Raw genomic sequence first — 13,805 nt, 5'->3', positions numbered from 1 at the left:
CTATGAAAATTTTTTTTAAATCTTTATCGCTAATAATTATCGTTTCGCTAACATCTTGTAGAGCTATTATTTCGAATCCGGGCAAACCATTAAAAGATAATTCTCTAGAAATAAATCAGAAATATGAAGTTCAGGATTTCACTGCAAAAATCCACAAAATAAAAATCACATTAATTGATAATAAAAGTATTTATGGCATTTCCAAAAAAGGAGAGACTATCTCAATCGATAAAAAACAAATCAGGGAAGTGAAAAAAGTAAAGGTCGTGAGTTCTATCGTTGTAGGCATTATGGCAATTGCAACGGTCATCCTTGTTCCAATATAGAAAACAACATTTAGAAAATCAAATTTGAATTTGAAAGATGAATACTGATGAAGCAAAAGATGAGGTGATTTTGATCAGGATCAAGGGTCAAAAAAAGAAAGACTGGAAAAATCTTTGTTCCAAAAGGCAAATTTCTCTGACAAGCTTAATCATCGACTCTGTTGAGAACAGGATTTTAAATGATGAGAGGAGAAAAATATTGGCGTTCATTGAAAAACAGGATAACATTTTCGGGAAAATTGAAACCAACATCAATCAGGTAGCAAAAATAGCAAATGGTCAAAAGTTCATCAGCGAAAAAGAGCTCAGAAATTTTTCGGATAAGTTAGCAGAGATCTTAATTCTGAAAAAAGAACAGAACGAAATATTTATGAAAATCTATGCAAAGCTATCAAAATGATTGTTAAGATCATGGATCCGGCAGGTCCGAGTTTTCCAGGAGTTCATTATAACGATAAGAAAATTGATAATGGAACCGGAGAATTAAAGCTGATGAAAAATTTTCCTTCCTTCATTAACGAATCAAGCAGCAAGGAAGAAGTAAGAAACTATTTGAGAGCTATTTCGATTGGGAACAAAAAAGTGCAGAAACCTCAATTTCACGCAATGATCTCTACGAAATTTCAAGGACATTCGAAAGAAGAGCTGACTAAGATCGCGGCGAATTTTATGGATGAAATGAAATATGGCGAACAGCCTTTCATTGTGGTGTTTCATAAGGATACAGATAATAATCACGTACACATAGTTTCTACCCGAGTTGATAAACAGACAGGGAAAAAGATCAATGACAGTTATGAAAGGCTTAAAGCCCAAAAAGCATTAAGCGTTACAATGGAAAAATTGTATGGTCAGAAACCGGAAGAAGAACTGGAAAAACTGCTGAACTACAAAATAAGTTCGCTTAATCAGTTGGAAACTCTACTCAATAGAAATGGATATAAGATAGGCAAAAACACAAATGATGAAAATTCTTTTAAAATTTTAAAAAACGGGGTAATACAGCAAACACTTTCAGGAAGTCAGATTGTTTTTGATAACAGCAAAAATGATAAAAGGGCAAAGCAGATCAAAGGTATATTAAGCAAATACAAAGAATTGTATTCCACCAAGGTTTTTAAAGTAGAAGATGATAGGCAACTGAAATCGATGCTCCCAAAAGAAAAATTAGAAGAAAATGATTTAAAAGTAAAAATCACTTTTGAAAGTGAACTTCAAAAAAAGTTGAGAGATGTTTTCGGGATCGATATGGTTTTTCATCATAAAGAAAAAAATCCTTTTGGCTACACTGTAATCGACCATAAAACACAAAAAGTATATAAAGGTAGTGATCTACTGAAAATGAATGAAGTATTTGAATTTACTTCTGAAAAGCTGGATAAGAAGACTTTTGAAATCCTGAAGGATTATAATATTCGCAGCCAGGAAACAAAAAAGATCCTGCTTGAATTTTTTAAGAAGAATAATCCGGAAGCAGAAATCAAGGACTTTATGCTTTTTGAAAACCGGGGTAAAAAAGATCTGGAAACCTATCGAAAAGTCCAGTTTGAAGTAAAGGACTTTATTAGAAATAACAAAAACACAAATGATGAAAAAAAAGATATTTCTATAACGACTGCTGAAGACGGAAAGCTGTATGCTGTTCATACCAAGTTCCATTACGTGGGTGAACTTCAGCCATTAATCGGAGAAAAGGAATATCAAAAATTTCTGAATCCCATAAGCGTAAATGAAGTGCAAACAGAAAACCGGACTGAAAATAATGAAAAAACAGAATTAAACAAAGCCGTCAACGAACTTCTTTTTGAGTTGATGAAAAGTTCGGGAACTGCAAAAGACCCTGCCGAAAATGAACTCAAAAAAAGACGAAAAAAGAGACGATAAAGTTGATGGAAAAATCGTCTTCAGTCCAGTAAAAATCAACTAAAACCTATGATCATCACATTTGCTACCCAAAAAGGAGGAACCGGAAAAACGACATTAGCCATAGCTTTTGCCAATTACATTACCGCTATTTCAGAAAGGAAAATCAATGTTTTCGATTTTGATTATCAGAAATCATTTTACTACAAATGGAAAGATGATGAGCTATTGGACATTCCAAAATTGTACGATGTAGAAATTATTGGCGAGGAAGAAGATCAGCCTTTTTCAGACTTTGAAACTCTCATTAATTTAAAAGAAAGCGATGAGATTAACCTCTTTGATTTGGCCGGAACGCTCGATGCAAAATACAGTGATTTGCTCATATACAGTGATTTTATCGTAACACCTTTTGAGTATTCCGATGTTTCTGTAAAATCGACTTTGGTCTTTATCAATATGCTGGGACTATTGGAAAGTGAGGCTGAAAGAGTATTTATCCGTTCCAAATATGATAAAGGCTACAAGTATCTGAATCAGGAAGCAATGGACATTGAGCTCGCAAAATATGGAATGCTGCTGCCAAGTCCGGTATTCAAAAGAAACTGCCTACAAACTATTAATACCAGAAGCCTGATAAGCAAACAAAAATATGCAGTAGAACATACATTCGATGAACTTATAAAATACATCAATGAAACCTCAAAAATCAAAATACAAGTGATTAAAAAGAAGGAAAAAATAAAAGATTCAATACCAACATAAAACAACGATCGACTGACAACTAAATCAATAAAAAATGATAAAAATCTCACTTACCATTCTGGCTGTTTATCTGATGTATTATGCAGGTAATATCTTATACGATCTGTTTCTGAAAAAAGAAAGAGAAACCTATAAAGAAGAGACGGAGGAATTTTCTTTGTCCGAAATTTCCGAACAGTACGAAGATCTTACTGCAACTATAGGGATTGAAGATGTAGAAAATCTCAACACTCCCAAGTCCTTTAATAAAAATGTAATCCATTCTGATATCACTGAAGGAAATGAAGAACGACAAGATCTGGAGTATTTAAGAAAACAATTTGAATCTGAACAAGATCTGGATGAATTCGATAATCCATCAAAAAAGGATTTTACCGAAATTGAAAACCAATCACATCCTGAAAATGCTGAATCAAGCGAAGAGTATTTTGAACAAAAGGAAAAAATATCAACCGAAAAGGAAAATCAGAAACCTAATGAAGTGATTAGCGAAAACCCGATCACGGTTAGTGCAGACCAGAAAACTTCCAGAATTAAAGATTGGAAGGCGATGCTGAATCTTTCTGAAACCCTGGTTCAATTGGTTGCAAATCACGATGGATATAAGGTTTATCAATCCATTATGTAGTTAGTCAACTTAAACAAAATCTAACGTACTGATTATTAGACTTAACAGCGGATTTCCATCCGTTGTCCGGGACTTCTATGCCCAAAATTTAACACTCAATTGATTATTAACCCTTTATAAATTTTTTGAATTATGATGAAAAATTTTTTCACAAAAAACGTGACAACAAAGAAAGTTCTAACCCTAGCCTTGGCAATTATGGCGATAACTCCAGCATTTGCACAAGGTGGTGCAACCGCTATTTCAAATGCCGCAAGTGATATCACTGATTATTGGGATCCGGTCAAGCTGATTTTGAAAGCAGTAGGAGGATTGGTCGGTTTTATCGGAGGTCTCCGAGTGTATAATAAATGGACGAATGGTGACCAGGACGTCAACAAAGAGATCCTTGGTTATGGGGGAGCAATGATCTTCTTGATTGTAGTTCCGGAATTCGTAACAGCATTCTTTGCCTAATATGGGATTCTACCTTTATAAGGGGCTGAAAAAGCCCCTTATATTCTTCGGACTCAAAGGGAAATATATCTTTTACGCAGTTGGTGTCATCGGAGGCGGGGTCATTTCAGCATTGGTACTCTCGAAGTTCGGTCTCTTAGGCTCTTTACTTGGTCTTGCAGTCACCGCAGGCGGAGTTTATCTTATCTTCAGAAGACAGGACAAATATGGTTTGTATGACAAAACCAAAAACTTCGATCACATCTTAATTTTTCCCAAAAGGTTAGACAGTAATAAACTTTTAAAGAATGGCAACAACAAAAAAACAGGCATTTAGCATTCCTTTTATCGGATATGATCTTGGAAAGGATTTCAATTGGGATTTTGATGTACTTTTCGGACAATACGGAAACCCTATTATCGGGATCAAGATAAAAAACATTGTCGAGCAATATTCGGCAGATCCTGACAGCTATCTCACTTTCCACACGGTTTTAAATCAGGTGGTATCAATCATTGGAGAAGGAAGAATTGTTCAGAAGCTCGATATTTTTTCAAAAAAGAAATATTCAGCCGAACAATCCAACCAATTTCTACAACAAAAATATTCGGAACATTTTGACGGCAGACTTTTCAAAACCATTGAAACGGTTCTGTTCTTTACCGATATTATTGATGACAAGCTGAAAAAGAAAAATAAGCATTACAATTTCTCTGAAAAAAGCTATAAAGAACTACGGGACAAATGTCAGAAAGTATTGATGCTTTTGAAGCAGAATGACTCTGAACCGCAGTTTTTGTTTGAGAAAGATTTTGAATATTATATATCAGGTGTTTTGTCGATGCAATTTTCCGATTCTCCCATATTTGATAATATCAAAAGCACCAACGAATTTTTGCAGATCGGAAACAGGTTTGTAAAAAATATTTCCTACGTGGATGTAGAAAATATTGATCTTCCTTCAGAAATTGAGCCTTACTCTGTTCTCGGCGGTAACGGTGCAGCAGCAGAAACAGCAGTTGATAATTTTAGTTTTATCAATGAACTAGAAGATTATGAGACCATTGTCTACAATCAGATCATTACGATTCCGCTTCAGGCACAACAGCAGAGGGAACTCGACAAAAAAAAGAAAAAGCACGAAGGAGCAGCCAACAATTCTCCGTCCAACGCCATTATAGCAGATGAAATCCAGACCCTGCTTCATAACATAGCCATTGACGGACAGCTCGTTGTCAATGCTCATTTTTCAATCCTTTTTTCAGCACAGACACTGGAGAAAATGGAAAATATTCAGTCAATGATTGAAAACAAGCTTTTTACGAAAGGAATCATTGTTTCTAAAAACGCTTATAACCAATTGGAACTCTTTCGGTCAGCTATTCCGGGCAATGGAACAGAACTTAGGGAGTATGATTTATTTATGACGACAAGCGAAGCGGCCTTGTGTTTTTTTTTTAAGGAAAGTTACCCCGTCAATGAAGAGTCCAATTTCTACCTGAGATTCACCGACAGACAAGGTGTTCCGCTAAAAGTTGACCCATCGGATCTACCGATGAAAACAGGAAGAATAAACAACAGGAACAAGTTTGTATTAGGACCGTCAGGTTCGGGGAAATCATTCCTGATGAACAATATTATTGAGCAGTATTTGACCTACAATTATGACGTGGTCATTGTTGATACAGGAGATTCGTATTCGGGAACGTGCAAATATAAGGGAGGCAGATACATCCAATACACTGAAGAAAAACCAATCACGATGAATCCTTTTCTTATGGATCAAAAAGAATTTAATATCGAAAAAATAGAATTTTTAACCAACCTGATCTTCTTGATTTGGCAAGGTCCGGATTCTTCAATGTCTTCCGCACAAAAATCCATTTTAGACAATGTGTTGATGTCGTTTTACCACGGGTATTTCAATGCTGGAACTCGATGGTATGAAAATAAAACTTCTGAAGAACTGATTCTATATCTCGGAAAATACAACATTCACGAAGATGATCTATTCACGGAATATGAGAATGAAGCAAAAGGACAGCATACTTACTATGACATTTTGGGAATTACTTTCGATGCCAGTTCCGATGAAATAAAGGAAGCGGGAAGAAAATTATTGAAATTCTATCATCCTGATAAGAACATCAATAACCCGGAATATGAAAGCGAAAATTTCTATAAAGTGTATGAAGCGTATGACACGCTGAACGATGAAGAAAGAAGGAAAATATACAATGAAACGCAGTTGATTTTAATCAAGTCGAATGACATCATCAGGCAACCCCGATCAGCAGAAGAATGGAATGAATCCTTTAGAAAAGCCATCATCAGGAAAATAAAAGAACTGGAAGAAAAGCTGGTTGTAACAGAACTTTCGTTCAATGGGTTTTATGATTATTGCGATCAATTTCTTCCTATTTACCTGAATAATAAAAAACATAATATTATAGAGAAAGAGTTTAATCTGCGCACCTTTTTATTTGTACTGAAAGATTTTTACAAAGGCGGAAGGTACGGAACAACGCTCAATGAAAGTGCAGATAATACGCTGTTCGATGAATCTTTCATCGTTTTTGAAATTGATAATGTAAAAGATAATCCCAAGCTCTTTCCGATAGTAACGCTCATTATTATGGACACTTTCATTCAGAAAATGAGACTCAGAAAAGACCGCAGAAAAGCCTTAATAATCGAAGAAGCATGGAAGGCCATTGCTAGTAAATTGATGGGTGGATACATTCTTTATTTATATAAAACGGTGAGGAAATTTTGGGGAGAAGCGGTGGTGGTAACGCAGGAACTGGATGACATTATTGGAAATGCAGTGGTTAAAGATTCCATCATCAATAATTCGGATACATTTATTTTGCTTGACCAGACGAAGTTCAAAGACAACTTTGATAAAATCGCTTCATTGCTATCGCTCAATAAAGTAGAGCAAAACAAGATTTTTACCATCAACAATCTCAACAACAAATTCGGGAGAAGCCGATTCAAAGAATTTTACTTAAAAAGAGGTTCAAAAGGAGAGGTCTATGGAAATGAAGTTTCGCTTGAACAATATCTCACCTACACTACAGAAAAACCGGAAAAATCGGCAGTTGAATATTATGTGCACCAATACGGAGACTATGATGAAGCATTGCGCAGAATAGTTGGTGATTTAAAAACCTTCGGAGACAGTCTGGAAAACTTAGTGTCACTCGTGAATTTATACCAAAATCCTTTAGATCAAAAAATCAATTCCTTTTATAGAATGATGAAAAAAGAGAACAAAGGAAAGAATGTTTTTAAAATCATTTCACAGCAACTGGAAGACCGTAATATCAGTTTTTCAGAATTAATCAGTAAACAAAATTACGCTTATGAAAACGTTTAAACCTATAAATTTCCCAAGAGGATTTCGTCACGTTTCATCTCTGGCGAACCATATTATATTGAAGGTTTTTCTACTAATTTTCTCCCTCTGGGGGACAATGGGATTCGCCCAAAACACCTACATCGACCCTACGGTAACAGCGGCAATGATTCTTTATTCTGAAAATCTAAAAGCCAAGCAGAACGAAGTCATTGAGGAAACTTCAAAATTAAAGGACGCACAGACCTGGGTGGGAACACAGATGGTAGCGGCTAATGACATTCAGAATAAAATTCTGAAGGGTTTAAAAGAGGTTTCCGGCACTTTACAAAATGGAATCCAAGCACAGGAAATCTACTCTGAGCTCAATAAATGTTATGCTTATTCATCACAAGTGGTACAACTAGCATCAGAACATCCTGAGTATGCCATTTTTGGGGTGAAAGCTTCACAAAAAACGTATGAGCAAAGTCTCAAGATAGTGAACGATGTTTCTGATATTCTAGCCTCCGGAGAGCTGAATCTGGCTACTGCAGGAGATAGATATAAAATTTTGCATAATATTTCCGGTAATGTGAAAAATCTGAAGCTTTGGCTTTTAGCAATCAAACTGCGATTAGAAAAAGCAAACCGATTAGGATTCTGGAATTCTATTAATCCATTTGCAGGGTACATCAATACCGATAAAGGGATTGTTGAAAACATAATGAACAGGTACAAACGGAATTTTTAATTTTTTCTATTATGAAAAAAAGAATTCTTTTCAGCCTATTTATTCCCGCTGTTTATTTTGTGTTGACATCCTCCGGTGGTGGCTCTACACCAGCTTGGCAACAGGAAAATGTTTCCTTTCCGATGATGGATATAGAGATCAATGCCACGATGAAAGAACACGACAGGCAAAAAGAAATGCGACAAAAACAAACAGCAAATGCTACCGTAGAAACTGCCAACAGAGCCCAATGGAACCAGTTCAAAGATAAGATTACCAAAGTTCAGGACAGATTGCGAATTGTTTCATTTGCCATTCAAGCTATACCAACCGGAATTACAATGAGCAGGGAAATAACGAAGATAACAAACAATCAGACCGCCACTATCAATGAGATAAACGATGCTCCTTATTCCATTATAGCTGTTTTGCCTTCTCAGGTTCAGTTTGTTGATGATCTGCAAATGGTAACACGGCTTGTAACCGGGATCATTTTGTCTTACGGAGCCATTAACCAAATGGAAAAATCAGAACGTAAAGTGTTATTAGAATATGCTTTGGGCGAAGTAAAAACATTGAGCAGGAATTCCACGCATATGCTTTTGAAGATAAGGGATATTAAAGCCAAGATAAAACGCAACAAAAGAGCCTTTCAATATTATGTCAACAGAGATAAGCAAGTGGTTGAGAACATAATGAGTCACATCAAATCCTTTTAGAAATGAAGAAATTAATGACCATTGGAATTGTGGTATTTTCAGGAATCACTGTTAATAGCCAGCAAATAGTTATCAACGACAAACTTCTGTCACAAATTACCGTAAACCACGGCGTCCGATTAGGAAGTGAGCAAACTTTTCTGGATTCATATAAAAAGCAAAAAGAACTGTATGATGATGTCAACAATAAAATTACGCAGATCATAGCCATCCAGGAGTATATCTATCAGCAGTTGAAGAATGTGAATTCAGCCCTGACCCAGAGTAAAAAACTCATTTATCTCTATCAGTATTTGGGTAAAATAGTGACGAACTCCAATAAGATGCTGGATCTATCCACACAGCATCCTGAATATTCTGTACTCATTTCAAAATATTATGTTGAAATCGGGAAGCAGACGATGAAGCTTCAACAAGAAGTTACCCAGGACATTCTCAATGAAGACAAAGATTTTTTGATGGATGCAATGGATAGGGAAATGCTTATTGAAAAGATATTTACCCGTGTCAGAAACATCAACGGAAATATTCTGTACATCAATCTACGATTGGAGAATGCCAAGAAAATCCCTTATCTGTATCAGGTTCCGGTTCTCCGTAATTACATCAATATTGACAGAGCCATTGTCGGAGACATTATCACAAAATACCACTACATCTTTAATTAAAAATTATGGAAAATCTACTGAGGAAAATAAGCTTATTTCAGTTCCTCTTGCTTGCAACCACTGTGTTTGGACAATTAAGTGTAAAGAGATTGAATGACCCTTCCATTGTTGCCCAGCATAAAAGAATGGTCTTTCAAGATTGGGGAGATTGGAGGCCTTACCCAAAGTATTTTTTAGGAATCCAAACCAATTTTGCCTATGCAACAGTTTGGGGAATTTGGGCTCCAAAAATCAACAGGGATTATAAAGATGGGGAAGACATTCGACCATTAAAACCGACAGGAGTGCAAAATCAAAGATTCGCTCAGTTAAAATTTCAGGAGGAAGAAGCACAAAAAATAAAAGCTGCTTCAGATACCATTCATAAAAGAAGCGTTCAGGATTTTGCCCATTGGACATCCGCTACTGTTGATGCCGATCCACTTTGGCTGCTGTATTACAAACGAATGCTAAAACCTATTACTGAATTCCCCGATACACCGCAAAATTTTATCGAGTGGCGATTGAAAGACCAGCAAACGTTTGAAACACTTAGCACTACAGGCACCATAAGAAGATTTCAGGAAGAATTGGATCTCATCAAAGAAAAATATTCAATGTCGAGAAGTATGGATATGCCAAGGGGAAAACGATTCATTATGTACCACGAAACCCTTATCAAATGGAGAAAATTTGTAACGGAATTAAGGAAGCACAATAATAAGACAACACTTCTTACAGATTATAAAAATATTTTGAAAAACCATTCAAATTATGCCTTACCACCGGGATGGATACCTGCTTCAGACCAGCAGATCGTTCACAATGTGATGAGCCAATATAAACACCGATATTAAAAATGAATAAAACGATAACCGTAACTTTTTGCGTATTCGCAATTCTACTGCCTGTCATGGGTTTCGCCCAAACAGACGGCGATTACAGTAATCTACTCCAATTTTTAAAAGGAGATGGCGCCTTTGAAAAATGGTTTATGGAGGTTTTTACCAAATTAGATAATAGTGTACAAGATAGCGCAGCAGGATCTGCTTTGGTAGGAAAAGCGATAGGCGGATTAGGCGCTCTTATGTACCTCGGATATATGGGTTGGCAAATGGCAGCAGGAGATAGAGAATGGGAAATCACTCCAATGCTGAAACCAATTCTGATCGGATTTACGCTTGTTTATTGGAGTGGATTTGTCAGTATGATTCAAGCGCCATTTGAGGCCATTGCCGAACCCGGAATCTCAATTTTCAGCGAAATCGAATCGGAAGTCAATGATCTACGGGTTGAAAGATTTAAAAAACAGCAACAATTATTGGATGCTGTTATAAAACTGAAAGCGGAAGAAGATGCGAAGCAGGAAGTCATTGAGAATACCACTGAAGATGCTGATGATTCGTGGTTTGATATCAGTGAGGGATTGGATAAATTGATTCAGCCTATCAAAGAATGGTCAATACGAATGGAATTCCAAATGCAAAAATTAGTCGCAGAACTCATTGAGTTTTGTTGCCTTTCCATTCTTAGGATTTGTGTATATCTCATTTTCTTCATTCAAAAAATATGGTCTTACATTTTAATCATTTTAGGACCGATAGCTGTTGGAATGGCTCTTATTCCCGGATTTGAAAATTCATTATACAGTTGGGTCTCAAAATTCATCAACATTAATCTTTACACATTTGTTGCCTACACGATCATCAACATCGGTCAGCAATTGATCGCTTCCGGTTATACAATGGAGATCGAAAGGTATGATACCTTATTATCCAATGGAACCATTACCAACTTAGACGCTTTAATGGTCTATGTGAGTAATTCGGGAATGATTTATAACCAGCTCTTTACCTGTGTTGCCTATGTTGTAACAGGCATCGGAGTTTTAATGACCCCTACAATTGCAGACAGTATTGTTTCAGCCGGAGGGGCGGGAGCGATGACTAAAATGAAAAGTGCAGCAGGAAAAATGGCAAGCAGTGCAAAGACAGCAATATTGGCAGCTAAAACAGGTGGTGCATCTGTAGCAGCAGCCACAGCAAAAAATGCAGCAGCAGGTTCAGCATCGGGAAGAGTTCAAAGAGCGCTGAAAAATGGAAAATAACCTCAAAAAAATACCAAAACAAAATGCTTATCAAAAATATAGAACAAAGAATTAAAATCAACAAGGTCATTTCAATCTCAACCATTGTTTTTGCCGTTTTCATTGTCATTGCCGGATTTTTCTTTGCATACAGAATGATTGAGGATTCCAGAAAATCAATTTACATTTTAGACAATGGCGTTCCGGTTCTTGCCAAGCAAACGGACGTACTACTGAATCGACCTGTAGAATACAAAGCGCAAATAGAACTTTTCCACCGATTGTTTTTTACGCTCGCACCAGATGATACCTATATCAAAGATAATATTCAAAAGTCATTGTATCTCATAGATGACAGCGGAAAAAAAGAATATACCAACTTAAAAGAAAAAGGTTTTTACAATCAGATCATCGCCTCCAGTTCGATGGTAAGTATCCATACCGATTCAATTGCACTCAATATGGAACAGGAGAAATTCTCTTTTTTCGGGAAACAAATGATCACAAGAAAATCTTCCGTCATTACTAGGAAGCTGATTACCGAAGGATTTTTTGAAGACATCATCAGAAGTCCCAATAATCCTCACGGCGTGATCCTTAAAAACTGGCGGATCATCAATAACGAAGAACTATCCAATCAAAACAAAAACTCTTACTAAAAATGGAAACTACATTTAAAAAAAAAGGTCAGAAATGGCTGCAGTGGGCAGTTCAACATCCGAAGAAATTCTTCACGTATTCAATGATTCTACTGTCGGTTTCATTTATTGGGTCTCTCATTCAAGGTGTTTTTTTTCCTTCAGAAACAGCATTTAAAATAAGGCCTCCGGTTTTATACTCTAAAAACAAGACCACTCAAAATCTGACAGCAAACAATGATAAAGAAATGGAGAAAATCGTGACGGAATTGAAAACTTTAAAAATAAAAAGAGACCAAAACGCACTGAACAAAGAAGACAGCTTACGAATTGACTATCTGTTCAACCAATACCAAAAATTAAAAAATGGCCGGTAGCACCGGAGGCAATTTATATAAAAATTAAAAATAAATGAAAAAAATAAATTTTAAAGAAAAAAAATATGTTTTGCCACTATTGGCTTTACCATTTCTTTTTCTTTTCTGCTATGTAGGAGCGCAGTTTGTCAAAGAAGACACGTCTGAAAAAGAGAAACTAAAAGAATTGTCTATTTCACTGGGCGATACGCAAGATTCGATTATGACCAAAAATGATGCTTACGATGCGTTTTTCAAAAAAGAGGACAACCGAACAATGCTTGGTGGATTGGACAAAGAACAAGATAGTTTGTTAAACTATGATGACCAATTGTCATTGGCACAAAAAAGAAAAATTGATTCCTTAAAAGCAGAAAACGGAAGACAAAACAGATACCAGACGAAAGAAAATCAATCCTCGTATTACAAACCAAATCAATCACAAAGGGATGACAAAGATTACAATAGGTCTTCTGAGATTATAAAAATGCTGAATGACAAATCTTACGGAAAGCCAGAAAAAGATTATGCTTTAGAAAATCCGAAAACCAATACTCAAACTACCCAACCAGACCCTGTAAAATATCTGAAAGAACAAATGCTTGTGATGGATTCTTTAGAAAAGTCCCGTGATCCTGAGTACCAAAACAAACTTGCTGCAGAACAGAAACTCAAATCAAATAAGGATAAGATGGATGATTTTCTCAATTCAACTTTCAATGTGAGCAAATCCGGAATCAACAGTGGTTTCAATGCTTTCTATAAAGAGAAGGAAAATAGTTTTATCAAGGCGGTCATTGACGAAAATAACAAAGGGTTTTTAGGAAGCAGGATCAGGTTCCGCTTGTTGGAAGACATCTTTGTTGGAAACAAAAAAATAACAAAAGGTTCCATTTTATATGGTCAGATCTCAGGATTTTCAATGCAACGAGTTAATCTCAATATTGTTTCGGTCTTTACTAATGGAGAAATCTATCCGGTCAATCTATCTATTTATGATGTTGACGGTATGAAAGGATTGTACGTTCCACAAAGTGTTTTCAGAGATATGATGCGGGAAATGGGAAGTAACTCTGTACAAGGCACTCAGATGGATATGGGCGGAAAAGGATTCTTCTCAAGTATTGGATCCAGCCTGTTTACATCAACATCCAAATCTATTGCCAACCTGATCAAAGAGAACAAAGCAAAATTGAAGTACAATTCTTATGTCTTTCTCATCGACGAAAAACAATTGAAAGATTCACAAAACCAAAAAAAATAAAACA

General features: G+C 36.0%; 16 protein-coding genes. All 16 read left to right on the top strand.

Annotation, left to right across the window (positions count from 1 at the left end; translation table 11 throughout):
- The first annotated feature begins 2 nt into the window (after positions 1-2).
- Positions 3-326, top strand: coding sequence for a bacteriophage spanin2 family protein (locus tag RTX21_RS08340; protein WP_028122616.1), 324 nt, complete (start codon positions 3-5; stop codon positions 324-326).
- A gap of 37 nt (positions 327-363) precedes the next feature.
- Positions 364-726 carry a hypothetical protein gene (locus tag RTX21_RS08335; protein ID WP_168638724.1) on the top strand — a complete coding sequence of 121 codons (363 nt, stop codon included), beginning with the start codon at positions 364-366 and terminating at the stop codon, positions 724-726.
- Entirely contained in the window at positions 723-2,210 is a 1,488-nt protein-coding gene (locus RTX21_RS08330; RefSeq protein WP_168638723.1) for a relaxase/mobilization nuclease domain-containing protein, read from the top strand. Before RTX21_RS08335 ends, RTX21_RS08330 begins: the two co-directional genes overlap by 4 nt.
- 48 nt (positions 2,211-2,258) lie before the next feature.
- A complete protein-coding gene (locus tag RTX21_RS08325) occupies positions 2,259-2,954 on the top strand; it encodes a ParA family protein (RefSeq protein ID WP_051879936.1) in 696 nt (231 codons plus the stop codon).
- 34 nt (positions 2,955-2,988) lie between these two features.
- Entirely contained in the window at positions 2,989-3,582 is a 594-nt protein-coding gene (locus tag RTX21_RS08320) for a hypothetical protein (RefSeq protein ID WP_123902439.1), read from the top strand.
- A 135-nt stretch (positions 3,583-3,717) separates the two neighbouring features.
- Positions 3,718-4,038 (top strand): DUF4134 domain-containing protein, encoded by a 321-nt coding sequence (locus RTX21_RS08315; RefSeq protein WP_371462110.1) that lies wholly within the window; start codon positions 3,718-3,720, stop codon positions 4,036-4,038.
- A gap of 1 nt (position 4,039) precedes the next feature.
- Positions 4,040-4,354: a DUF4133 domain-containing protein gene (locus RTX21_RS08310; RefSeq protein ID WP_034975939.1), complete on the top strand. Its 315-nt coding sequence runs from the start codon at positions 4,040-4,042 to the stop codon at positions 4,352-4,354.
- Positions 4,326-7,400 carry a TraG family conjugative transposon ATPase gene (locus RTX21_RS08305; RefSeq protein ID WP_168638722.1) on the top strand — a complete coding sequence of 1,025 codons (3,075 nt, stop codon included), beginning with the start codon at positions 4,326-4,328 and terminating at the stop codon, positions 7,398-7,400. The genes RTX21_RS08310 and RTX21_RS08305 overlap by 29 nt, the downstream gene beginning before the upstream one ends.
- Positions 7,387-8,112, top strand: coding sequence for a hypothetical protein (locus RTX21_RS08300; RefSeq protein ID WP_228454768.1), 726 nt, complete (start codon positions 7,387-7,389; stop codon positions 8,110-8,112). Before RTX21_RS08305 ends, RTX21_RS08300 begins: the two co-directional genes overlap by 14 nt.
- 11 nt (positions 8,113-8,123) lie before the next feature.
- Positions 8,124-8,810 (top strand): hypothetical protein, encoded by a 687-nt coding sequence (locus RTX21_RS08295; protein ID WP_063969904.1) that lies wholly within the window; start codon positions 8,124-8,126, stop codon positions 8,808-8,810.
- A gap of 2 nt (positions 8,811-8,812) precedes the next feature.
- On the top strand, positions 8,813-9,478 hold the full coding sequence (locus RTX21_RS08290; protein ID WP_063969905.1) for a hypothetical protein: 666 nt from the start codon (positions 8,813-8,815) through the stop codon (positions 9,476-9,478).
- Between the two features lie 5 nt (positions 9,479-9,483).
- Positions 9,484-10,314 (top strand): hypothetical protein, encoded by an 831-nt coding sequence (locus RTX21_RS08285; protein ID WP_312766793.1) that lies wholly within the window; start codon positions 9,484-9,486, stop codon positions 10,312-10,314.
- Positions 10,315-10,316: 2 nt separating this feature from the next.
- Positions 10,317-11,564 carry a hypothetical protein gene (locus tag RTX21_RS08280; protein ID WP_168638718.1) on the top strand — a complete coding sequence of 416 codons (1,248 nt, stop codon included), beginning with the start codon at positions 10,317-10,319 and terminating at the stop codon, positions 11,562-11,564.
- Between the two features lie 23 nt (positions 11,565-11,587).
- Positions 11,588-12,202, top strand: coding sequence for a conjugative transposon protein TraK (gene traK / locus RTX21_RS08275; protein ID WP_028123317.1), 615 nt, complete (start codon positions 11,588-11,590; stop codon positions 12,200-12,202).
- Between the two features lie 2 nt (positions 12,203-12,204).
- Positions 12,205-12,558: a hypothetical protein gene (locus RTX21_RS08270; protein ID WP_028123318.1), complete on the top strand. Its 354-nt coding sequence runs from the start codon at positions 12,205-12,207 to the stop codon at positions 12,556-12,558.
- A 34-nt stretch (positions 12,559-12,592) separates the two neighbouring features.
- Positions 12,593-13,801, top strand: a complete 1,209-nt coding sequence (traM, locus tag RTX21_RS08265) for a conjugative transposon protein TraM (protein WP_028123319.1) — start codon at positions 12,593-12,595, stop codon at positions 13,799-13,801.
- The last annotated feature ends 4 nt before the right edge of the window (positions 13,802-13,805 follow it).

The organism is Epilithonimonas sp. (assembly GCF_032054305.1).
Lineage (GTDB): Bacteria > Bacteroidota > Bacteroidia > Flavobacteriales > Weeksellaceae > Epilithonimonas.
Note: the sequence above shows the minus strand (reverse complement) of the source record. Positions and strands in the feature narration are given on the sequence as shown.

Bases quoted from the DNA above. Each gene is read 5' to 3' on its own strand.
- RTX21_RS08335 (WP_168638724.1), top strand. From the start codon at position 364: ATGAATACTGATGAAGCAAAAGATGAGGTGATTTTGATCAGGATCAAG.
- RTX21_RS08295 (WP_063969904.1), top strand. From the start codon at position 8,124: ATGAAAAAAAGAATTCTTTTCAGCCTATTTATTCCCGCTGTTTATTTT.
- RTX21_RS08290 (WP_063969905.1), top strand. From the start codon at position 8,813: ATGAAGAAATTAATGACCATTGGAATTGTGGTATTTTCAGGAATCACT.
- RTX21_RS08320 (WP_123902439.1), top strand. From the start codon at position 2,989: ATGATAAAAATCTCACTTACCATTCTGGCTGTTTATCTGATGTATTAT.
- traM (WP_028123319.1), top strand. From the start codon at position 12,593: ATGAAAAAAATAAATTTTAAAGAAAAAAAATATGTTTTGCCACTATTG.
- RTX21_RS08330 (WP_168638723.1), top strand. From the start codon at position 723: ATGATTGTTAAGATCATGGATCCGGCAGGTCCGAGTTTTCCAGGAGTT.
- traK (WP_028123317.1), top strand. From the start codon at position 11,588: ATGCTTATCAAAAATATAGAACAAAGAATTAAAATCAACAAGGTCATT.
- RTX21_RS08310 (WP_034975939.1), top strand. From the start codon at position 4,040: ATGGGATTCTACCTTTATAAGGGGCTGAAAAAGCCCCTTATATTCTTC.
- RTX21_RS08280 (WP_168638718.1), top strand. From the start codon at position 10,317: ATGAATAAAACGATAACCGTAACTTTTTGCGTATTCGCAATTCTACTG.
- RTX21_RS08325 (WP_051879936.1), top strand. From the start codon at position 2,259: ATGATCATCACATTTGCTACCCAAAAAGGAGGAACCGGAAAAACGACA.
- RTX21_RS08315 (WP_371462110.1), top strand. From the start codon at position 3,718: ATGAAAAATTTTTTCACAAAAAACGTGACAACAAAGAAAGTTCTAACC.
- RTX21_RS08340 (WP_028122616.1), top strand. From the start codon at position 3: ATGAAAATTTTTTTTAAATCTTTATCGCTAATAATTATCGTTTCGCTA.
- RTX21_RS08270 (WP_028123318.1), top strand. From the start codon at position 12,205: ATGGAAACTACATTTAAAAAAAAAGGTCAGAAATGGCTGCAGTGGGCA.
- RTX21_RS08300 (WP_228454768.1), top strand. From the start codon at position 7,387: ATGAAAACGTTTAAACCTATAAATTTCCCAAGAGGATTTCGTCACGTT.
- RTX21_RS08305 (WP_168638722.1), top strand. From the start codon at position 4,326: ATGGCAACAACAAAAAAACAGGCATTTAGCATTCCTTTTATCGGATAT.
- RTX21_RS08285 (WP_312766793.1), top strand. From the start codon at position 9,484: ATGGAAAATCTACTGAGGAAAATAAGCTTATTTCAGTTCCTCTTGCTT.